The 21783-nt window shown below is 65.8% G+C and carries 16 protein-coding genes; 8 read left to right on the top strand and 8 right to left on the bottom strand.

Annotation, left to right across the window (positions count from 1 at the left end; genetic code table 11):
• Positions 1 to 106: 106 nt before the first annotated feature.
• From ACVMB1_RS32320 to ACVMB1_RS32310, 3 genes are all read right to left on the bottom strand, one after another.
• Positions 107 to 940, bottom strand: a complete 834-nt coding sequence (locus tag ACVMB1_RS32320) for an LssY C-terminal domain-containing protein (protein ID WP_076834750.1) — start codon at positions 938 to 940, stop codon at positions 107 to 109.
• Between the two features lie 158 nt (positions 941 to 1098).
• A complete protein-coding gene (locus tag ACVMB1_RS32315; RefSeq protein ID WP_057021088.1) occupies positions 1099 to 1824 on the bottom strand; it encodes a thermonuclease family protein in 726 nt (241 codons plus the stop codon).
• 472 nt (positions 1825 to 2296) lie between these two features.
• A complete protein-coding gene (locus tag ACVMB1_RS32310; protein WP_076834740.1) occupies positions 2297 to 4024 on the bottom strand; it encodes a hypothetical protein in 1728 nt (575 codons plus the stop codon).
• Positions 4025 to 4396: 372 nt separating this feature from the next.
• On the opposite strand from ACVMB1_RS32310, the gene ACVMB1_RS32305 reads away from it, so the two are divergent.
• Positions 4397 to 5248, top strand: a complete 852-nt coding sequence (locus ACVMB1_RS32305; protein WP_076834742.1) for a caspase family protein — start codon at positions 4397 to 4399, stop codon at positions 5246 to 5248.
• Positions 5249 to 5452: 204 nt separating this feature from the next.
• On the opposite strand, the gene ACVMB1_RS32300 is transcribed toward ACVMB1_RS32305, so the two are convergent.
• From ACVMB1_RS32300 to ACVMB1_RS32285, 4 genes are all read right to left on the bottom strand, one after another.
• On the bottom strand, positions 5453 to 6331 hold the full coding sequence (locus ACVMB1_RS32300) for an efflux RND transporter periplasmic adaptor subunit (protein ID WP_076834752.1): 879 nt from the start codon (positions 6329 to 6331) through the stop codon (positions 5453 to 5455).
• 7 nt (positions 6332 to 6338) lie between these two features.
• Positions 6339 to 7235: an alpha/beta fold hydrolase gene (locus ACVMB1_RS32295; protein ID WP_158074247.1), complete on the bottom strand. Its 897-nt coding sequence runs from the start codon at positions 7233 to 7235 to the stop codon at positions 6339 to 6341.
• 470 nt (positions 7236 to 7705) lie between these two features.
• Positions 7706 to 10144: an adenylate/guanylate cyclase domain-containing protein gene (locus ACVMB1_RS32290; protein ID WP_076834745.1), complete on the bottom strand. Its 2439-nt coding sequence runs from the start codon at positions 10142 to 10144 to the stop codon at positions 7706 to 7708.
• 129 nt (positions 10145 to 10273) lie between these two features.
• On the bottom strand, positions 10274 to 12322 hold the full coding sequence (locus ACVMB1_RS32285; protein ID WP_200844503.1) for an AsmA family protein: 2049 nt from the start codon (positions 12320 to 12322) through the stop codon (positions 10274 to 10276).
• A gap of 211 nt (positions 12323 to 12533) precedes the next feature.
• Here ACVMB1_RS32285 and ACVMB1_RS32280 point away from each other — a divergent pair, with 211 nt between their 5' ends.
• Positions 12534 to 13208: a Crp/Fnr family transcriptional regulator gene (locus tag ACVMB1_RS32280; protein ID WP_057021095.1), complete on the top strand. Its 675-nt coding sequence runs from the start codon at positions 12534 to 12536 to the stop codon at positions 13206 to 13208.
• 244 nt (positions 13209 to 13452) lie between these two features.
• Here the strand turns inward: ACVMB1_RS32280 and ACVMB1_RS32275 are convergent, their stop codons facing one another.
• Positions 13453 to 14313 (bottom strand): AraC family transcriptional regulator, encoded by an 861-nt coding sequence (locus tag ACVMB1_RS32275; RefSeq protein WP_456849666.1) that lies wholly within the window; start codon positions 14311 to 14313, stop codon positions 13453 to 13455.
• 185 nt (positions 14314 to 14498) lie between these two features.
• Between ACVMB1_RS32275 and ACVMB1_RS32270 the strand changes: the two genes are divergently transcribed.
• The 6 genes from ACVMB1_RS32270 (at position 14499) to ACVMB1_RS32245 (ending at position 21633) form a co-directional block, all read left to right on the top strand.
• Positions 14499 to 16076, top strand: coding sequence for an ABC transporter substrate-binding protein (locus ACVMB1_RS32270; RefSeq protein WP_076834754.1), 1578 nt, complete (start codon positions 14499 to 14501; stop codon positions 16074 to 16076).
• Positions 16073 to 17074 (top strand): ABC transporter permease, encoded by a 1002-nt coding sequence (locus ACVMB1_RS32265; RefSeq protein WP_076834755.1) that lies wholly within the window; start codon positions 16073 to 16075, stop codon positions 17072 to 17074. The genes ACVMB1_RS32270 and ACVMB1_RS32265 overlap by 4 nt, the downstream gene beginning before the upstream one ends.
• Positions 17074 to 17907, top strand: a complete 834-nt coding sequence (locus tag ACVMB1_RS32260) for an ABC transporter permease (protein ID WP_057021099.1) — start codon at positions 17074 to 17076, stop codon at positions 17905 to 17907. The genes ACVMB1_RS32265 and ACVMB1_RS32260 overlap by 1 nt, the downstream gene beginning before the upstream one ends.
• Positions 17904 to 19592 carry a dipeptide ABC transporter ATP-binding protein gene (locus ACVMB1_RS32255; protein ID WP_076834757.1) on the top strand — a complete coding sequence of 563 codons (1689 nt, stop codon included), beginning with the start codon at positions 17904 to 17906 and terminating at the stop codon, positions 19590 to 19592. The genes ACVMB1_RS32260 and ACVMB1_RS32255 overlap by 4 nt, the downstream gene beginning before the upstream one ends.
• Entirely contained in the window at positions 19589 to 20890 is a 1302-nt protein-coding gene (locus ACVMB1_RS32250) for an ArgE/DapE family deacylase (protein ID WP_076834759.1), read from the top strand. Before ACVMB1_RS32255 ends, ACVMB1_RS32250 begins: the two co-directional genes overlap by 4 nt.
• Before the next feature lie 107 nt (positions 20891 to 20997).
• Positions 20998 to 21633: a pyridoxamine 5'-phosphate oxidase family protein gene (locus ACVMB1_RS32245; protein WP_076834761.1), complete on the top strand. Its 636-nt coding sequence runs from the start codon at positions 20998 to 21000 to the stop codon at positions 21631 to 21633.
• Positions 21634 to 21783 lie beyond the last annotated feature (150 nt).

The following is a 21783-nucleotide window of genomic DNA, read 5'->3' as shown; positions in this document are numbered from 1 at the left end:
CGCAAATCATGCGTGTGAGGGGTCAAGCGCGGAGACTATTCCATCGCGGCTTCGATTGCGAGCAGGACGAAGCAATCCAGCGTTTCCAAAACCGCGGGACACGATGCTATTTGCCGATCGATTCGACGACCGCGCGCCAGATCTGGTCCTTCAACTCGGTCGCGGCGGGGCTCGGGAGCTGCTCGACGGTGCCGTTGTTCTTGCGGCAGGCCTCGACCAGCCGCAGCACCCAGATTTCGCCGTCGGTGTAATAGGGATCGCCGCCGCCATTGCGGCCGTTGAAGGTCGGGCCGATGCCGGTGACCTGATATTTCGCGGTGACCATGCCGGCGGACTCGAGGTCAGTGGCGAGCAGCGCGCGTTCGGCGTCGAGGTCGGCCGCGATGTGATGCGTCACCGCGCCGGTGTAGTGGCTGACGCCGACGCTGCGGTCGAGCGTCGCAGCGCCCAGCCACACCGGACGTTTCTCCTCGCCCTGGTCGAGCACCCTCCAGAACCGGACATGGTTGCGGCGGTCCGCGCTCGATCCGACCGGCCGCTCGAAGGCGAGATCCTCGCGGCGGTCGAGATAGAACAGGTTGCTCACCGGCGCATCCTTGTAGGGACGATCGAGCAGCACGCTGCCCACGATCTCGATCGAGGATTTCAGCGTCACCGGATCGGCCGGAAACCAGCCGGCCTCGTGCATCGCGCAGACCACATCCTTGGTGTCGCCGATCAGCCCGACATTCATCGGATCGCCGGGAATGCCCTGCGCGGTGCGCGTCACCATCGGCAGATTGGCGAGGCCCTTCTGATGCTCGTAATGCGTCCACAGTGCCGGCAGCAGCAGATAGGCTGCGATCAGGTAGATCGCCAGGACGAGCAGCAATGCCATCTGCGCTTGCCTGAGGCGGCTGCGCCGGCGCACGGAAGGCGGATCGATCTCGACATCGGTCATGCCGTGGTCCTTCACCTCTCCCGCTTGCGGGGGTCGAGACGAGCGAAGCTCGCTCTTAGGTCGGATTGCATCGAAGATGCAATCCGGATGGGGGCTTTCTCCTCATAAAGAGCGTCGCAAGCGGTGCCGATGAGGCTACAACTCAATCGCACTTCCGACTAGCGCCGCGTCTCGCGGCAGCCGGCGGCCTCGGCTTCCTCGACCGAGCAGAACCAGCGCGTGCCCTTGCTGATCTTCATTTCGATCTTGGCGTACCAGCGGCTGGTCCGCTGGTGAAAGATGCATTCACCGGAGCGGTTGACGTTGCCCTTGATGGTGCAGTCGGGCGAGGGCGCCACCGGGCCGGAGGCCGAGGCGAGCAGGATCGCGTTGGCGCCATCCGGCGGCTTCACCGCGCCGAGCACGGTGGTCTTCTTGTTGCGCACCCGCCAGTCCCACGGCGCGATGAAGGCACCCTGCCACATCCCGGCTTTTGCCTCACGCGCGGCCTTCTCGTCGGCTTCGTAGTCATGCGAGGCGCGGGTGTAGGCCAGCGCCCAGCCGCTCGCGACCAGCCATTTCTGGATGTCCTCGCCGTCGACCTCGCAGCGCGCGATGGTGCGGCCGCGGCGATCGACCGAGCGGGCGTGGCAGGTCCAGGTCTTGTTGCCGGCATGCTTGATCAGCTCGTCGCGCGCCGCGACGCCGCAGGTCCAGCGCTCGCCTTTGGTGTTGAGGCAGAGCTGGTCGGTCGACGGCGCGTCGACGCCTGCGAGCCGGATGCGGACGCTGCCGATCATGAGCTGGTCGCCGTCGCGGATCTTCGGCACGCCGGTGATGTCGGCGGCGACAGCCAGCGTCGGCAGCGAGAGCAGCAGGCCCGCGGTGAGCAGCGTCTTGAACATCGGCGTTCCCGGCCAGGTTCTTATCGTTCAAATGGCTTTTAGCGTGCAGTGGTCAGTGCCCAACGATTGTGCGGGCAATTGGGCAACCGTGCCAGTGCTGTTGCGTTTCCGCCAGTTTCAACTTCGCGTCATCCCCGATGTCCGCCATCCTCCCCTGGAGGGGGAGGATCGGGTCGCATGAAGCGCAGCGCAATGCGAGCCGAGGTGGGGTGAAGGTCTGTCCACTTGAGCAGTGCCCGTGTTGAGAGATCACCCCACCCCATATCGCATCTTGCTTCGCGCGACGCGATACGACCCTCCCCCTCCAGGGGAGGGTGAAGTCCCGCAGCCCGGTTGAGTAGAGCGCAGCGTCATCGGGTATCAACGAGGCGTTGGTCTTTATCCGTAGCCCGGATGGAGCTCCGCGCAATCCGGGAATCTTTGTCGGCGGGCAACACCCCGGATTACGTTGCGCTCCATCCGGGCTACGAAACTACACCGCGGCCATTCGTCGCTTCGCCAGCGCCAGCGCCATCAGCACGAACGCCGAGGTCACCTCCGGCCCGCCGACCAGGATGCGGGTTGGCGTCTTCATCTTATTCCACTCATAGGCCCGGTAGGGCCCCTTGCGGCCGCCCTCGCCGAGGCCCTGCACGATGCAGTGCAGCGCCGGCGTGAAGGTCGAGATCTCGGCGCCGAGATGCGCCAGCGCCATCAGCGCCAGCGCGGCGTCGAACGGGTTCATCTCGTGGGCGATCAGCTCGTGCGTGACATAGCCGAGCACGCGGGCGCGGATCAGCGCGAACACGTTGCCGGGATCGATGATGCGTTGCGCCGCCAGCGGCAGCGCGACGAAGGCGGCATAGCAGCGGCCGAAATAGGCCGAATAGAGTTCGGGCAGATAATAGATGTGCGAGCGCGGATTTTTGAACGCGCCGCTTTCGACCAGATTTTTCTGGAAGGCGATGACGCGATGCACGGTCTCCAGCCGCTGCGGCGTCTCGATGATCTGCCAGCGGGCGAGGTTGCGGAACGAGACCTCGAGGATGTCGAGGTTCAGCGTCGGATCGAGGTCGTTGCCATAGGGCCGCTCGCCGGCGAGATTGTCGATCCAGGTGACGACGCCGCCCTCGTAATCAAGATGATCGTTGAGCGGCACGGTGACACGCGGCTCGTTGGCGCCCGATCGCACCTGGTAGCCGCGGTAGAAGTCGAGCAGCGGCTGCTTGAGGATCGGATCGTCGGAGCCGGCCTGGGTCGCGGCCGAGAACGAGCACGCCGTGGTGTCGCAGTCCGGCACATAGATGCCGAAGCCGAGATCCTGCTTGATCTGGGCGAAGAAGCGCGAGAAGCGCGGATGCCGGCCCGGCGCCAGCGCGGTGATGACCTTCACCGTCGAGCCGTCATGCGACGGCACCGCCTCGGCGCTGGTCTTGAGGCAGAAGTCCACCATGTCGGCGATCGCGCGCCGCGCGGTAGCAGCTTCGTCCGGCGAGGCGAGCCCGGTCTCGACGAAGCCGAGCAGCGCCTCGGTGAAGAAGGCGTCGTAATAGGCCGAGCGGTGGCGGATCTGCACCGGCTCCCACATCGGCTCGGCGATGCCGCGCCAGGCCGGGTTGATCAGCGCGCGCGCCGGCGAATGCGCGATGAAGATCCGCGCCAGATTGAACAGCAAGGTCGAGTTCTTGTAGCCGCGCGCGTTCAGCCCGGTCAGCGCCATCAGCAGCTCGCGCCCGCCGACGTCGGGGTCGCCGATCAGGTTGAAGGCGGCATAGGTCGGGATGAAGCCGTTCCTGCCGAACGAGCGCAACAGATGCGCGCCGGTCAGGCGGATCACGCGGTCGATCTCGGCGATCTCCGGCGGGCGGCCAGGTGCGGTCGCGGCGGGCGGTGCCGGATGGCGCACACCGATACCGTCCATCAATACTGCGACGGGCGTGCCGATCGCGGCCCAGTCCGGCGTCTCGACGTCGCGCGCCGCGGTGAGCGCCGCGCGCAGGCCGGAGAGGCGGTCGGGATCGTTGAGCGCGGGCAGGCCGGTGCGGCGGAGCAGCGCGCGCAGCGGCGGATTGCCGAGCGCGGTCCGGTAGAATTTTCCGAGATGGGCATCGCCGCCGCGATAGGCCTGCAGCACGGGGTCGCAGACATCGTACAGCGACGGGCCGTCCTTCTTGACAGTCAGCGACCGGCACACCGCGCTTGCGATCTCGTGAAGGCCCAAGAAGCTCAAACAATCCCCTTTCCCGAGGAACCGGTTAACGCCGCCGCCCGACGGAGTTTCCTGTCGCTCTGCCCCAAACTCGCAAGCCTTTGGAAAGCTACATGAATCCCTGAAGAATACAAATGTGACAGAGATCACGTAACGGGATCTTAACGGCGTCAATGGCCTCTGCCGGGCGGCGGCATGCGGCAATTCGGGTTGCCCCGAGCGGCCGTTCGGGTTAAAGGAGCGTTTGTTGCGGCGCCGCAAATTGAGTTCAATTCAACGGCACACACACCTCAACCCCATTAAACCTGAACGTCTTTGACGCGACTAACTGGCGCGATCTTCGCTTGAGCGCCATCGGGATAAGAATTGGGACTTAGGAACGCTATGGACCTTAGGCAGCTTCGCATTTCCCGCCGCACCATCGCCGTCTGCGTGGCGGTGGCCGGCACGGTGTCGCTGGCGATTGGCGCCCATGCCGCGCTCAACAAGCGCACCCTCGATGTCGCCAAGGGTGGCGACAAGATCGCCCCCACCGAGCTGACCGGCAGCATTCCGGCAGGCACGTCCCGCCTCGCGCTGATCATCGGCAACGGCCATTATCCGGACGCCGCGGCGCCGCTGGCCCAGCCGATCAACGATGCCCGCACCCTGTCGTCGGCGCTGCGCCGCGAGGGCTTTGACGTCGACGTGGTCGAGGATGCGACCAAGGACGACATGTTCCGCGCGGTCGAGCGCATGAAGGCCAAGATCCGCCCCGACACCGTCGTGATGCTGTTCTTCGGCGGCTACGGCGTGCAGGTCGGCCGCGAGAGCTACATGATCCCGATCGATGCCACGATCTGGAAGGAAGCCGACGTCAAGCGCACCGGCGTCAGCGTCGAGTCCGTGCTCGATGCGATGAAGGAGCGCGGCGCCAAGGCCAAGCTCGTCGTGCTCGACGCCTCGCGCCGCAATCCCTATGAGCGCCGCTTCCGCGCGTTCTCGCACGGCCTCGCCCCGATCAGCCCGCCGGAGAACACCATCGTGCTGAGCTCGGCAACGCCGGGCAAGGTCGCCGACGATAGCAAGGCGCCGAACAGCGTGCTGGTCTCCGAGCTGCTCAACAACCTCAACGCCCAGGCCGGCGCCGAAAGCGCCTTCAACAAGACCCGCGTCGCGATCTCGCGCGCCAGCGAAGGCGAGCAGGTGCCGAGCGTGTCGTCCTCGCTGCTGGAAGACATCAAGCTCGGCGGCTGAGCCCGACTCTTTCCCCACGTCGTCCCGGCGAAAGCCGGGACCCATAACCACAGGGCCGCATTGTCGAAGCGCGCTGTGGCGACAGCTCTTCAGACAATTCACATTGGTGGTTATGGCTCCCGGGTCGCGCGGAGCCTGTCATCGGGCGGCTCTTTGCGCCGACCCGTTGGCTTGCCCGGGACGACGCTGTAGATGGAGCGCCGCCTACTTTGCATCCGCGCTGGCGCCGACTGGCCGCACCGGATCGCCCTCGCGCAGCAGGGCGCCGGCGCGGGCGACGACGATGTCGCCTTCCTGGATGCCGTCGCGGATCTCGACCTGGCCGGCCGACATCAATCCGGTCTCGACCCGCCGCGTCTCGACGCGGCCGCCGCGCACCACCTGCACCACGGTGCCGGCGGTGGAATAGAGGATCGCGGTCAGCGGCACCGCGACGCCGCAGCTCTGCCCGGTCTTGATCTGGGCGCGGCCGGACGAATTCACCAGCAGCCGCTTGTTCGCGCCGATGCCGATGAACACCTGGCCGAGCTGGCTGTTCGGCTCGACTGTCGGCGCGATCCGCCGCACCTTGCCGTCGAGATCGCCGGCGCCGAGGACCTTGAGCTGCGCCGTCTGCTCGGTCTTCAGCTTGGCGATGTCGCGGGTCGGCACCATGCCGACCAGGTCATACTCGCTCTTGGCGATGATCGAGAACAGCGCGTCCTTGCCCGAGGCCGGGCTGCCTACAATCGCCGACGACGCCGAGATCGTGCCCGCCACCGGCGCCGTGACGTTGACCGAGTTGGCCCCATCGGTCAGCTTCGCCAGCACCTGGCCGGCGGTGACAGTGTCGCCGGGATCGACCATCACCTCCGCCACCTTCAAGCCGAAACGGTCGGGCCGGATCTGCTGCTCATCGCGCGGCAGCACGATGCCCGAAACCTCGACGATATTGCCGAAGCAGAATTTCGAGGCCTTCAGCACCGTCACCGCCGCGCCCTTCGGCACGGCGTCGGCCTCGCCCGCGGCAAGCGCGGGAGAGGCCGCGAGCACGAGCAGCGCGGAGGCGGCAAGGGCTGGGGCGCGCGTGCGAGGCAAAATCATCGGCAAACTATTCCCAAAATGAGGGCCTCTTGAATACCAGATGCCGCCGGGCCGAACCAGCCGCCTGCGCTGCCTCGGCCGGCCCCGCATCCGCCGCCAGCTCCAGCTTCGCCAGCTCCTCGGCGCGCCAGATATGCCGCAGGATCTCCGGGTTGACCCGATCGGCATGCGTCACCGGCAGCATATGGCCGGCACCCGGCAGATGCCGCAGCTCGGCGCCATCGATCAGCGCGGCGAGTTTTGCGACAATGCGCTGCGTCACATAGGGCGACAGCCCGCCCGAGATCAGCAGCGTCGGCACCTTCAAGGCACGCGCGGCTTCCGCCACGGCGTCGAGGTCGAGCGCGGCGCTGAAATCGCAAGGCAGCTTGTCGGCCTGCTCGATCATCCGCAGCCGCCCGCTCGGCGAGAACTGCTCGCGCGGCCCGGAGCCGGCCCAGAACGCGGTGAACGCCTCGACCGCCTCCATCACGGCGCCATCGACAATATCCCTTGAGACGATCTGCGCGATCCGCGCGAAGCGGTCGTACAGCCGCGCATCGGCAGGCGTGTCTCTGAGCAACGTAGGCAGGACGGGCTCGATCAGCGTAAGGCTGCGGATGTACTGCGCATAAGGCGTTGCCGTCGCCAGCCGAAACGCGATCGCCCCGCCATAGGAATGCCCGATCAGATGGAACGGCCCGTCGGCCTTGGTGAGCCAGGGCTCGAGCCGCGCAATCTCGCCATCCAGCGTCCGCGGCCAGTCGCGCCCGCAGGCGGCAACGCCATAACCGGAAATATCCGGCGCCATGAACCGGTCGCCGCCGAGCGCGGCCGCAAGCTTGGTCCATTGCCGTCCCGACCCCAGCGAGCAATGCAGCGCCACCACCGACGCCGCCGCGTGCGTCCCATCCAAACCCGTCATCAAACCCATCCTGCTTGTTCTTGTTGTCGCCGGGCGCGCGTTCGCACGCGCCCGTCATGACGCGAGTGAGGTGGGGGATGGGTTATTCCTGGGAGGGGTGGGAGAGGTGGGGATCGTGATTGCGGAGGTGATCAGATTCACTGGATGTTGATTTGAGGCTCGTGGCAATCGGCGCCCGGCCTTCCCTGCGCCCTCTCCTGTGTGAGGCTGGATTGATCGCATGACTCGGGCGCGATCGCGTCGCGAGGATGCGGGCGTGTGCTTCTCCCCTCGGGTCTATCCCTTGGCTGTTTGATAGTTGAATCAGAAACGGGGCCGCATATTCAGTGTCGTCCCGGCGAAGGCCGGGACCCATTACCACCGCTGCTTGCGATGACGCTGTGCTGCGGCCGCAGCCGTGTTCAATCCAAACATCGGTGGTTATGGGTCCGGCTTTCGCCGGGACGACGTGGGAGGGAGCCGTGTCTTGACTACTCCGCCGCCGCTTCCGCTGATGGCTCGCCCTTCCAGCTCAGGATCTCCGCGGCCAGGATCGGATGGTTGAATCCCTTCAGCACGAGGTCATCGATGGCGCGGCCTTCGACGAAGGGCTCGACCATGCCGTAGACGCGGCGGCTCACCACGATCTGGCCGGCCTTGGCCTCGCCGCACAGGCGCGAGGCGAGGTTGGTGACGCTGCCGATCGCGGCATATTCCAGCCGCTGCTCGAAGCCGACCTGGCCGAGCGTGGCATAGCCGAGCGCAATGCCGATGCCGAAGCCGAGACTGTGCCCGCGGTTGCGCCACTTCTCGGTCAGCGGGCCGACCGTGTCGCGCATCTCCACCGCCATCTTCACGGCACGCGCGGTGTGGTCGGCGAGCTGGATCGGCGCGTTGAACAGGATCATCACGCCGTCGCCGGCATATTTGTCGAGCGTGCCTTCATACTTGAAGATCAGCTTGCCGAGCGCGGCGTGATATTCGCGCAGCACGTTCATCGCCTCTTCCGGCTCGGTCGCCTCGGTGAAGGCGGTGAAGCCGCGCAGGTCGCAGAACACGACGGTGACCTCGCGGCGGTGGCTGTCGAGCAGGCCCTCGGGATTGTCCGACGAGGCGATCAGCTGCGCAACCTGCGGCGCCAGGAAGCGCTCGAGCCGGCGGACGCGCTCGAGCTCGCCGAGCTGGGTCTCGACCCGCTGCTCCAGCGACTTGTTCCAGTCCTTGAGCGCCTCGGTCTGCTCGCGCAGCTTGTCGGCCTGCTCGCGCACGGTGGCATTGGCCTCTTCCAGCGCGTGGCTCTTCTGGTCCACCTCGGTGAACAGCCGCGCGTTGCGCATCGCCAGCACCGCCTGGTGCGCAAAGGTTTTCATCAGGCCGATCAGGCTCGACGGGAAGTCGCCGGCCGCCTTGCGCAGCACCACCAGCGCGCCGAGCACGCCCTGCTGGTCGACCAGCGGCACCACGAGCACGGAGTGGAAGCCGGCGCCGACCACGACATCGCGCAGCGGATGATTTGGCTGGTCGGTGAGATCGGGAAACGCCAGCGGCTCGCCCTTCGCGGCGGCTTCGCCGAGCGGGCTGCTGTTCGCCGCATCGATCGCGCGATGATGGCCTTCGGTCGCAGCGTCGATGCCGATCGATTGCGTCAGGTTAAAGCTGCGTTGCGCGGCGTCATAGCCATAGATCAGCACGGCGTCGGCATGGGTGATCTCGAGCGCGCGGGCGCCGACCGTCGGCAGCACCGCATTGAGGTCGAGCGAGGACGCCACCGCGCGGCCGACCTCCTCCAGCACCTTCAGCTCGTTGATCGATTGCGCGAGGTCGCGGGTGCGCTCCTTCACCTTGGCCTCGAGGTCGGAATAGGTCTCGGCAAGCTGGGTGGCCATGCTGTTGAACTGGCCGGCGAGCTCTTCCAGCTCATCGGATGTCTTCACCTCGATGCGATGGCCGAAGTCGCCGGCCCCTAACCGCCGCGCGCCGATGCGCAGCGCGGTGATCGGCTCCAGCATGCGCCGCGCCAGGATCGTGCCGGCGATGATCGCGACCACGAGGCCGAGCGCGATCAAAAGCGCAATGCGCACCAGCTGGTCGCGGATCGGCGACAGCGCCTGCGCGGTCGGCTGCTCATAAAACACGTGCCAGCCGAGGTTCGGCGCGGCCGTTGCTGTCGTCAGCACCGCGTTGCCGTCGACATCCTTGCCGGAGGCGATCGGCCTGCCGCTAGGCGACAGCACCGCGGCGACCTGCGGCAGCGCGGCAAGGTCCTTGCCGACCTCCGGACCCTTCGACGAGCTCGCCAGCACGCGGCCCTTGCCGTCGACGACATAGGCATGAGCGAGGCGGCCGACCTGGGAGTCGCCGAAATAGTCATTGAGGAAGCGCAGGTCGATCTCGGCCATGGTGACGCCGGCATTGAAGCCGGAATGCTGCTCGCCGATCGACATGAACGGCCGCCCGTCGCGGAAATACGCCGGCGCGTAGGCGGTGCCGCGGGCGATGGTCTCGGTGAATCTGACATCGCGGGAGAAGTCGGCGTTGGAGTTCACGGTGGTGGTCTGGCGCGACAGCCGCAGCAGCTCGCGGCCCTGGCCGCTGATCAGGGTGAGCTGGCTCACCGCCGGCACCTGGCCGAGCAACTGCGCGTAGTCGGCGCGGCGCAGCTCGATCGTGTTGGAGGAGGCGCGGGTCACCCAGGAGATCTGCCGCTCGAGGTCGGAGATCGCCTGCTCGATGCGCTTGGCGGTCGCATCCGCCTTCTCGCTCATCGCGTCCGTCAGCGTGCCCTTGATGCCGCGGTAGCTGATCCAGGTCTCGAGCGCGCCGTTGACCGCCAGCACGAACACGACGAGGCCGACCAGCGCGAGGACATACTTGGCGAACAGGCCGCCGCGCAGGAACCAGTTCTTGCCCTTGTCCGTAGCCGAGTTCATCCAGCCTCGTCCGGCCCCCAATCGGGTGCGCCGCATGATCCGCCGCTGTTTAGCACGGATCGGCGAGGCGGAGCGGCCGCTCGGGCCGCATGGTTATCCCTTCATATCGGCGGGGGATATCCGGGAATATCAGCGATTGAACAGCTGACGCAGCACATCCTTCATCGCCGGACTGTCGTGCTGCTCGGCGGTCTCGCCGGGCGGAGGGGGCGGTGGCGGCGGGGCCTGGTCGGGGGCCGGCGGCGCCGGCTGGCTCAGGTCGCGGCTCGGGCGCGATGCGTTGCTCTGGTTGAGGGTGGAAAGGCCCTGCTGCAGCAAATTGCCGATGGTGTCGCCAAGCTGCCCGCCGAGCGGGTTGCTCTGGCCGGCGCCGCCGCCCTGGCCGCTGCTGCCGGGCTGCGCGCCGCCCTGCACGCCATTGAGCAGATTGGTCAGCCCGTTGAGGCCCTGACTCAGCCCCAGGCCGTTCGCCCCGAACAGGCCCTTGCCCATCTCCTTGAGCTTGGCATAGGCGGCCTGCGGATTGTCGAGGATGCCCTGCATCTCCGGATAGATCCGCGGCGATACCCAGGGTCCCTCGACCATCACGGGGATGCCGAGGCCGACCGGATTGCCGGTGCGGCCCTGGCCTTCGGTGGTCATCACGAGCTGCGGCTCGACGCGGAACCCGATCTGGCGGGTGTTGAGGTCGATGGTGCCGACCCCGGTCATCTTCACCAGCGGACCGATCAGATTGAGGTCGGTGGTGACGGCCTGGCCCTTGTCGACCTTGAACGAGGCCGAGAGCTGGCTGAGATCGGTCGACAATTCCTGGCTCTCCTGCCAGCCCGACAAGGTGCTGGTGGTGAGATTGCGGATCATCTGCGCCACGTTGAGGCCGAGGATCTTGCCGTCCTGGAACACGACGAAGGCGGTGCCGGCGAGATTGCCGACGATGGCGCGCTCGCTGCTGCCTTGCGAGGTCAGCGCGATCTTAGCCTGCATCTTGCCGTCGAGCTTGTCGAACTCGGCGAGGCTCTTCAGCACCGGCAGCGCGCGCGCGCCGGCGAGGTCGAGCCGTAACGCGTAGGTTGGATTCGTGGCTCGCGCGTCGATGGTGACGTCGCCATCGGCGGTGCCCTCATAGGCGCCGAGATTGGCGAACCGGCCCTTCAGCACGCCGCTGTCGATGGACGCATCGATCGCCGCCTGCGTGAAGCGGCCGTCGCCGATCACGAGCTCCGCCGCCGAGATGCGCGCCTGTGCGTCGACATAGTTGAGCCCGGCAAGATCGACCGACGCGTTGCTCCACGTATTCGTACCCAGCGGCTGCGTGGAGCCGGCCTGCCCCGGCGGCATCGCGATCGCAATGTGCTGGAAGTCGAGATCGAGCTTCACCAGCGGCTTGTTGCTGGCGAAATCGACCGAGGCCCAGCCGGTGAAGCCGCCGTCGCCGAGCGTGCCGGAGACGCCGTTGAACATCACCACCGTGCCGTTCAGCCGCGCTTCCGCATTCGCCTTGATCGCCGCGGGCAACAGGCCGGGCGCATCGATGCTGAATTCGGCCGGCACGCTCTGACGCTCCAGCGGTGCTTGCGGCGCGGTGGCGCGGATCTCGAATTTCAGCGGCTTGTCGCCGGCGTGTGCGTCACCCGTGACGACGATCTTGCGGTCGTCGCCGATGGTCGCGTCCGCATTGAGCGTCTCGATCCGGCTCTCGATCCGGTCGCGTACATTGGCGAAGACGACGGTGCCGCCGCTGACGCTGACATGCCGGATCGTGATGCCGCCGCCATCGGACGCGGAAGATTTCGCCGGCGGATTGTGGTCGCGGGTGCGCTCGCGCTGCAGCGGCAGATTGATCACCGGCTTGACGATCGCGAGGTCGGTGATGTCGGGCCGGCCCGACCACAGGCTCGACAGCGTCATCTCGGCCTCGACGCTGCTTGCCGCGAACCGGTTGTTGACGTCGCGCCCGCGCGGGTCCTGCAACACGACGTCGCTCAGCGTCAGATTGACCTTCGGCCAGAGGCCGATCTTGGCGCCGCCATTGATGGTGAGCTTGTAGCCGGTCTCGCGCTCGACCCGATCGGTGATGGTCGATGTGAGGAACGAGGACGGGATCCCGACCACGGCCACCAACGCGATGATCACGATCACGGCAGCGATGGCGGCCCCGGCGAATTTCAGTGCTCTCATGTCGTTGTTCCAGGCCGGGCAAGTGGGGTTCCGTTGCAGAAAGTCACGGCCGATCAAACGAGCTTATCCCGCAAGCAGGATCTGGCTCCAATGACCGGAAAAATAATCCGTTACCGCATGAACTTATGTGACCTCTCCCACACTCTTATGAGGGTGATTTTTGCTAACCGGGCGTCAGGGGACTGCTCGGAAGGATTTGGAAGGCAGTACAATGAGCAAACAGGCCGAATTTGCGGTCATTCTGAAGATGAATCCGATGTTCGCCGATCTCGGTGCGGACGAGTTGCAGCGGCTTTCCGGCCTCTGCCACACCCAGCAACTCGCGACCGGTGAGGTGCTGTTCCAGAAAGGCGATCCCGGCGATGCCCTGTTTGGGGTCCGCCGCGGCCAAATCCGGATCGAGACCGGTGCTTCCGACGGCAGCCGGCTCACACTGAACTTCATGGGATCCGGCGACCTGTTCGGCGAAGTCGCCGTGCTCGACGGGCAGGACCGCACCGCGGATGCGACCGCGGGCGAGCCCAGCGAATTATTCGTGTTGCGGCGGCAGGATTTCCTCGGCTTCCTCGAGCGCGAGCCGAAGGTTGCGGTCAGGCTGATCGAATTGCTGTGCCAGCGAATTCGTTGGCAGAGCGAGCGGATGGAAGAATCCGTGCTGCAGCCTTTGCCGGTCCGCCTCGCACGGCGTCTGTGCGCGCTGGCCGAGGATTTCGGTTCCGAGGTGCACATCTCGCAGGAACAGCTCGGCATCTTCGTCGGCGCCGCGCGCGAAAGCGTCAACCGGCAGCTGCAGACCTGGCGCAAGGACGGCATCGTCGACCTGCAACGCGGCCGGATCATGCTGCACAACATGACCAAGCTGACCGCGGTCGCCCGCAACGACTAGAGCGGACTGCATGCAACGCGCGCGGGAAGATTCAATTCTCTCGCGTGCTCTGCTTGCCGATGTTGACGCACTCCTGCCTAAAAGACGTGCTTGCATGATGAGGCCGGTACCGCTTTCATCCGGCCGCCGGTCCTTGGGGTGACACCCAGCCTTGCTGGCCTCACGCCATCCACCTGCAAACCCCTGCGGTCTCTCCCGTTGACCGCAGGGGTTTTGCATTTCGATAGATGCGTGACGCGAGCGCCTACCGCATCACCACTTCGGGATCGGCCCAGCGCAGATACTGGCGCGGCGCGGCGCCGAGCTCGCGCTTGAACATCGCGGCGAAAGCGCTCGGACTTTCATAGCCGACGTCGAGCGCAAAGCAGGTGACGGCCTCGCCGGCGCCGAGCCGCGCCAGCGCTTCGAGCAGCCGCACCCGCTGGCGCCAGGCCGCAAAGCTCTGGCCGGTCTCGCGCCGGAACAGACGCGTCAGCGTCCGCCGGCTGAGCTGGCAGCGATCGGCCCATTCGTCGAGCGTAAGATCGGAACTCGGATCGACCAGCACGGCTTCGCAGATCGCGGCGAGCCGCGGATCGGGCGGCACCTGCACATGCAGCGACACTTCCGGCATCCTGCCGATCTCGTCGAGCAGGAAATCGACCAGCCTGCCGTCGCGCCCTTCCGGATCGTAACGGGTCGGCATGTGCACCGCTTCTTCCATCAACGCCTCGACCAGCGCGGAGACTTTGATCAGGCGGCATGTCGCCGGAGCATTCCTGATGCGGTCAGGCGTGACATAGATGGTCTGGATCTCGACCTCGCCCCATGCCCGCGACTGGTGCGCGACGCCGGCCGGAATCCACAGGCCGTGGCCGGGCGGCACGACGAAATGGCCGCGCTCGGTCATCATCGAGGTCACGCCCGCGGTCTGCAGGATGAATTGATCGCGTCGGTGCGCGTGCCGCGCGCTGGTGCTTTCGTTCGGATAGGAGGCCGCCATCGCCGCGAGCGGCCGTTCGACCTGTTGCAGCTGTCCGGCATAGTGCGCGGCGGCTGCGGGACCCGATTGCTTGCGGCAAACGCGCAAGCCGGTGGTGTCATTTCGTCGCGCTGCGACTTTCAAGTGTCGTGAGCTCCTGATCGATCGTCGTTTTCGCAGGGTGCTCATGCATCTTCCGGGCCACTTGGCCCGATCGCGATGGTTGTTGTCCCCCTTCAGGTAGCGCGGGATATGGCGTTTGGCAACAATGCCTCACCCCGCGGCATTCGCCGAAATCGAATGTGAGAGCGCGGAGAGGGAGAGGTCCGATGAACAGACGCGAATTCACCAAGGCAATGCTGGCCTGCGGTGCAGCCATCCCGTTCGGCATCACGCGGGCGGCGGGCCAGACCCGCGGTGGAACGCTCAACACCATCATCCAACCTGAGCCACCGGTCCTGGTGACCGCGCTGAACCAGCAGCAGCCGACCTTGACGCTCGGCGGCAAGATTTACGAAGGCCTGCTGAAATACGGCGCCGATCTCAAGCCGATGCCGGGCATGGCGCGGTCCTGGGAGATCTCGCCCGACGGCCTGACCTATACGTTCAAGCTGTTTCCCGGCATCACCTTCCACGACGGCAAGCCGATGACCTCGGAGGACGTGGTCTTCAGCTGCATGAAGCTGCTGGTGGAGACGCATCCGCGCGCACGGCAAAACTTCGCCCGCGTGGCGACGGCGGAAGCGCCCGATCCGCTCACCGTCGTGTTCAAATTGAAGCAGCCGTTCGCGCCCTTCATCGGCTGCTTCGATTGCACGTCTGCACCGATCGTACCCAAGCACATCTATGACGGCACCGACTACCGCAAGAACCCGGAGAACGACAAGGCGATCGGCACCGGCCCCTTCAAGCTGAAGGAGTGGGTGCGCGGCTCGCACGTTCATCTCGTCCGCCACGATGGCTACTATCAGAAGGACCAGCCCTATCTCGACGAGATCGTCTACCGCGTGATTCCGGATGCGGCCTCGCGCGCGCTGGCGCTCGAGAACGGCACGGTGCAGCTCGTGCAATGGTCCGACGTCGAATTCTACGACGTCCAGCGCTTCAAGGCGCAGAAGAACCTCGAATTCACCACCAGGGGCTACGAGTATTTCGCGCCGCATCAGTGGCTCGAGATGAACAACCGCATCGCCCCGATGAACGACAAGCGGTTCCGGCAGGCGGTGATGCACCTGATCGATCGCGAGGCGTTCAGCAAGCGGGTCTATTTCGGCAATGCCAAGGTGGCGACCGGACCGATCTCGTCGAAGACGCGGTTCTACGATCCGAACGTGAAGCGCTACGAGTTTTCGGTCGACAAGGCCAAGGCCCTGCTCGACGACATGGGACTGAAGCCTGGCGCCAACGGCAAGCGCGCCGAGATCAAGTATATCGTGCCGCCCTATGGCGAGTCCTATCAGCGGGCCGGCGAATTCTTCCGCCAGAGTTTTGCGCGGGTCGGCATTGATCTCGTGCTTGTCGGCACCGACATGGCCGGATGGGCCGAGAAGGTCGGCAACTGGGATTATGAGATGACCCAGAATCTGCTCTACCAGCTCGGCGATCCCGCGCTGGGCGTCGCCCGCACCTATATTTCGTCGAACATCAAGAAGGGCATCCTGTTCTCCAACACGCAAGGCTATTCGAATACCGAAGTCGACAAACTGTTCGACGAGGCCGCGGTGACGCTCGATGAAGCCAAGCGCCAGGAGCTCTACAGCAAGGTGCAGCAGATCCTGGTCGAGGATGTGCCGGTGGCCTGGACGCTCGAGATCGAATATCCCATCATCTACGACAAGGCGTTCAAGAACATCGTGACGACGGGCATCGGCTCGCACGAAACCTTCGGGTCGGTCTACAAATCGTGACCCGGCTCGGCAGCGCCGCGACGATCGGACTTCAGGCGGTCAGCCGCATCGCCCAGCTCGTCGCCGTGATCCTCGTCATCGCGACGTTCAATTTCGTGCTGGTGCGCGCCGCGCCCGGCGATCCGGCCCAGGTCATGGCCGGGCAATCCGGCGCGTCCGATCCAAAACTGCTCGACGACCTGCGCAAGGAGTATGGCCTCGACAAGCCGTATTTCGTGCAGCTCGTGAGCCACCTCGGCCGCGTCATCAGGCTCGACCTCGGCTATTCCTATCGCCAGCGTCGTCCGGTCGTCGATCTGATCCTCGAACGGCTGCCGGCGACGCTGCTGCTGACCGTCACGGCGTTTTGCCTCGCGCTCCTGATCGGCACCGCGCTCGGCGCGCTGGCCGGGCTCGCGGCCGGCAGCGTGCTCGACACGGTGTTCACCGTGCTCTCGCTCGTGCTCTACGCGACGCCGGTGTTCTGGCTCGGCCTGATGCTGGTGCTGGTGTTCTCGGTGACGCTCGGCTGGTTGCCGCCGTTCGGTTACGAGACCATCAACGTCCAGCTCTCGCCGGTCGAGCATGCGCTCGACATCATGAAACACATGATCATGCCGGTCACGTCGCTGGCGGCGATCTATCTGGCGATCTATGCGCGGCTGATGCGATCCTCGATCATCGAGGTCGCGCAGCAGGATTTCATCAAGACCGCGCGCGCCAAGGGCTTGTCCGGAACGCGCATCGTGGTCGGCCACATGCTGCGCAATGCGCTGGTGCCGGTCGTCACCGTCGCCGGCATGCAGGCCGGCGCGCTGGTCGGCGGCGCTGTGGTGATCGAGACGGTGTTTGCCTGGCCGGGCCTCGGCCGCTTGACCTTCGAGGCACTGTTGCAGCGCGACTATCCGGTCCTGCTCGGCATCTTCCTGATCCTCTCGATCGTCGTGATCGCGCTCAACCTGCTCACCGACCTGGTCTACCGGTTGATTGATCCCCGCATGACCACGGGAGCGGCGTGATGGACACGGTGCGCGCCTTCCTGCGTCATCCGAGCGGAATGATCGGCCTCGTCCTGCTGCTCGTCGTTGTTGTCGTCGCGATCGTTGCGCCGATCGCGTTTCCGGTCTCGCCCTGGGAGATGGTCGGCGCGCCGTTCACGCCGCCCGGCGAGGACGGATTATGGCTCGGCGGCGACACGCTCGGCCGCGACGTCGCCGCCGGCGTCGCCTATGGCGCACGCGTGTCGCTCCTGATCGGCATCGCCTCGGCGCTCGCGGCGATGGCGATCGGCGTCGTGATCGGCGCGATCTCAGGCTATTTCGGCGGCAAGGTCGATCTGGTGCTGATGCGGATGACGGAATTGTTCCAGACCATTCCAGCCTTCGTGCTGGCCATCCTGCTGGTCGCGACCTTCAATCCGTCGCTGCTCACGATCATCCTGACCATCGGCGCGGTGAGCTGGCCGCCGCTGGCGCGGCTCACGCGCGCCGAATTCCTCCGTCTGCGGCACCGCGAATTCGTCGAGGCCGCGCTGTGCCAGGGCGAACGCACCTGGCGCATCGTGCTCGGCCATATCCTGCCGAACGCGATCTCGCCGATCCTGGTGGTGACGTCGCTGACGGTTGCCACTGCGATCCTGCTGGAAAGCGCGCTGTCCTTCATGGGGCTCGGCGATCCCAATCTGATGTCGTGGGGCTTCATGATCGGCGCGGGCCGCACCGTGATCCGGAACGCGTGGTGGATGAGCGTGTTTCCCGGCCTCGCCATCCTCGTCACCGTGCTGGCGATCAACCTGTTCGGCGAGGGACTGTCTGATGTCCTCAACCCGCGCGTCTCGAGGCGCCGCTCATGAGCGAAGCCATGCAGTCCGGTGCGCCTGTTCTTGCCGTCGATGGTCTCTCGATCGCGCTCCCCAAGGGCGGTGATCGGCCCTTCGCGGTCGAGAACGTCTCCTTTGAGATCAAGCCAAACGAAGTGGTTTGCCTGGTCGGCGAGTCCGGCTCCGGCAAGTCGATGATCGCGCATGCAGTGCTGTCGCTGTTGCCGCGGGGCGTCGACATCGCGTCCGGCGCCGTGGCGGTCGCAGGGCAGGATCCGTCGAAGCTCGACGGCCGCGCTCTCCGCAAGCTGCGCGGCGGCAACGCCGCGATGATCTTTCAGGAGCCGTTGTCTTCGCTCAATCCGCTGAAGCGCGTCGGCAGGCAGATCGAGGAGATGATCCTGGCGCACCAGCGGCCTGCGCCCTCGGCGACCGAACTCCGCGAGCGGGTGCTGACGCTGCTGACCCAGGTCGGGCTGCCGAATCCGCAGCTGCTGGAAAAGAGCTACCCGTTTGAGCTTTCCGGTGGCCAGCGCCAGCGCGTGATGATCGCGATGGCGATGGCCAACCGCCCCGCGCTCCTGATCGCAGACGAGCCGACGACCGCGCTCGATGTCACGACCCAGCGCCAGATCCTGCGCCTGATTGACGATCTCCGGCGCGAGCGCGGCATGGGCGTGCTGCTGATCACCCATGATTTCGGCGTTGTCGCCGACGTTGCCGATCGCGTCGTGGTGCTGCGCCATGGCAAGGTGGTCGAGCAGGGCACGGCCAGCGAGGTGCTTCGCAATCCGCAGGCCGCCTACACGCGCGAACTGATCGACGCGGTTCCGAAGGCGCGCCTCGCCGACATCCACGAGGCCATCCTGCGTCCCGAGCCGCTGCTCGAGGTCATCGGCCTGCAAAAGACCTTTCGGGTCAAGCGCGGCTGGCTGCAGCCGCCACGCGAGGTGACCGCCGCTGATGGCATCTCACTGACGCTGCACGAGGGCGAGACGCTTGCGGTGGTCGGTGAATCCGGTTCCGGCAAGTCGACGCTCGGGCGCATGATCATGCGGCTTACCGAACCTGACGCCGGCGCCATCCGCTTTGGCGGCGCGGATCTCCGGCAGCTGCGCGGCGAGGCGTTGCGCCAGGCGCGGCGCCAGCTCCAGATCGTGTTCCAGGATCCGTTTGCCAGTCTCGATCCGCGCCAGAAGGTCGGCGATGCCATCGCGCGCGGACCGATGGCCTATGGGACGTCGCGGGCCGAGGCGATGGCCCAGGCGAACAAGCTCCTGGTGCGGGTCGGCCTGTCGGCGACCGCCGCCGATCGCTACCCGCACGAGTTCTCGGGCGGCCAGCGCCAGCGCATCTGCATCGCGCGGGCGCTGGCGCTGAAGCCGCGGGTTCTGATCGCCGACGAGGCGGTGTCGGCGCTGGACGTCTCGGTGCAGGCCCAGGTGCTGGCGCTGCTCGCCGAGTTGCGCCAGGAGATGCGGCTTGCGATGATCTTCATCACGCACGATTTGCGGATCGCCGCCGAGATCGCCGACCGCGTCATCGTCCTGCAGAAGGGGCGTATCGTGGAGGAAGGCACCACCGCCGAAGTGTTCACCGCGCCGTGCCAAGCCTACACTCGCGATCTGCTCGACGCGATTCCCGGGCGCGATTTCTTCGACCAGCCGGGCTTTGCGGCCGTGGCCGTTACACGCCCTACAGCAAGGATCAATTCATGACCGACAGCCGTTCAGTTCCCCTTCCGGCCGGCGCGCGCGAGCGCATCGAGGCGGCTGTCGACGCCGCCTTCGAGCAGCAGCTCGCGACCACGATCGCCTTCTCGTCGATTCCCAGCACGCGCGGCCAGGAAGGTCCGTGCCAGGACATGTTCGCGAAGCTGCTGCGCGAGCGCGGCTATGAGGTCGACGACTGGGTCATCAATCAGGACGAGCTGAAGACCTTGCCCGGCTACGGGCCGGTCGAGACCGATTTTTCCCGCGCGCGGACCGTCGTCGGCACCTATCGGCCGGCGCGCGAGGAGGGACGTTCGCTGATCCTTCAGGGGCATTGCGACGTGGTACCGGTCGGGCCGCTCGACATGTGGGAGCGGCCGCCGTTCCAGCCGGTGGTCGAGGACGGCTGGCTCTATGGCCGCGGCACCGGCGACATGAAGTCGGGCACCATTGCCGCGCTCTACGCGCTCGATGCGGTGAAGGCCGCGGACTTTGCGCCGAAGGGCCGCATCCATCTGCAATCCGTGATCGAGGAGGAGAGCACCGGTCTCGGCGCGCTCTCGACGTTGCAGCGAGGTTACCGTGCCGATGCCTGCCTGCTGCCGGAGCCGACCGAGGAACGGCTGATGCGAGCCCAGGTCGGCGTGATCTGGTTTCGCCTCAAGGTTCGCGGAATCCCGGTCCATGTTGCGCGCGCCGGCACCGGCTCCAACGCTATCCGCGCCGCCTATCATCTGATCGGCCATCTCGACACGCTCGAGGCGGAGTGGAACGAACGTGCCAAGTCGCATCGCCATTTCGGCGCGGTGCATCACCCGCTCAACTTCAATCCCGGCATCATCAAGGGCGGCGATTGGGCCTCCAGCGTGCCGGCGTGGTGCGACGTCGATTGCCGGATCGGAATCCTGCCGGGATGGAAAATCGCCGACTGCCAGGCCGAGATCGTCGAGTGCGTGACCAAGGCTGCCAGGGCCCATCCGTTCCTCGCCAACAATCCGCCAGAGATCGTCTGGTCCGGCTTCCTGTCGCCGGGCTATGAAGCGACCGAGGTGCAGGAGAGCGAGGCGGTCCTCGGCTCGGTCTACGAGCATGTGTTCGGGCGCGAGCTGACGGATTTTCCCTCGACCGCGCTGACGGATGCGCGCTTCTATGGCCTGGATTATGGTGTTCCCGCATTCTGCTTCGGCGCCAGGATGGAGAACGCGCACGGCTTCAATGAACGGGTCCAGCTCGATTCGCTGAAGAAGGTGACCAAGGCCTACGCCCTCTTCGTCGCGAGCTGGTGCGGGATCGACGCGGTATAGAGCATGATCCGGAAAAGTGCGAAGCGGTGTTCCCTCGCGACAAACGCGGAGCGTTTGCGCGGAGATCATGCTCAACGAATTGAGACAAACCAAACGGGAGGTTCGCTATGGGTGACCAGAGTGCGGGCGGCAAGCCGCCGGTCAAATCGCACGAGGATCTTCGTGCGCATTTCGGGCAATTGAGCCCGCTCGCCGAGAAAAAGGTGCTCTATCATCTCGACAAGTTCTGCCGCGACTTCATCGCGCTGTCGCCGTTCCTCGTCATCGCTTCCAGCGACGGCAAGGGTCATGCCGACGCCAGCCCGCGCGGCGATGCGCCGGGCTTCGTCTCCGTGCTCGACGACAAGACGCTGCTGATCCCGGATCGGCGCGGCAACAACCGGGTCGATACGTTCGGCAATATCATCGCGTCGCCCGGGATCGGGCTGATCTTCATGGTGCCCGGCATCAACGAAACGCTGCGCGTCAACGGGCGGGCCGAAATCTCGCAGGAGGCGGATTTGTTGACGCCGCTGACGGTGCAGAACGTCACGCCGATCATCGGGCTCAAGGTGCATGTCGATGAGACCTACTTCCACTGCGGCAAGGCACTGATGCGCTCGAAGCTCTGGAATCCCGCCGCGCAAGTCGAGCGCCACAGCTTTCCGACGCTCGGCCGGATCATCGCCGAGCAGACCGCCGCGATCGAGGTCGAAGTCGCCGAGAAGGCGATGGAAGAGGCCTATCGGACGCGGCTGTATTAGAACTTGAGATCACCCGCATGCGCAGGCGATGACACCGCCTGGTGTAACGCCCTGAATCGATATCCTTCCTCATCGTCGTCCCTGCTCCCGTGCGCAATTGCGCACCAGGCAGGGACGACGTGTTGGAGGAGTCGTAGACTCACACCATGA

Source organism: Bradyrhizobium sp. USDA 4504 (genome assembly GCF_054063995.1).
This window is presented reverse-complemented; position numbering and strand designations above follow the sequence as displayed.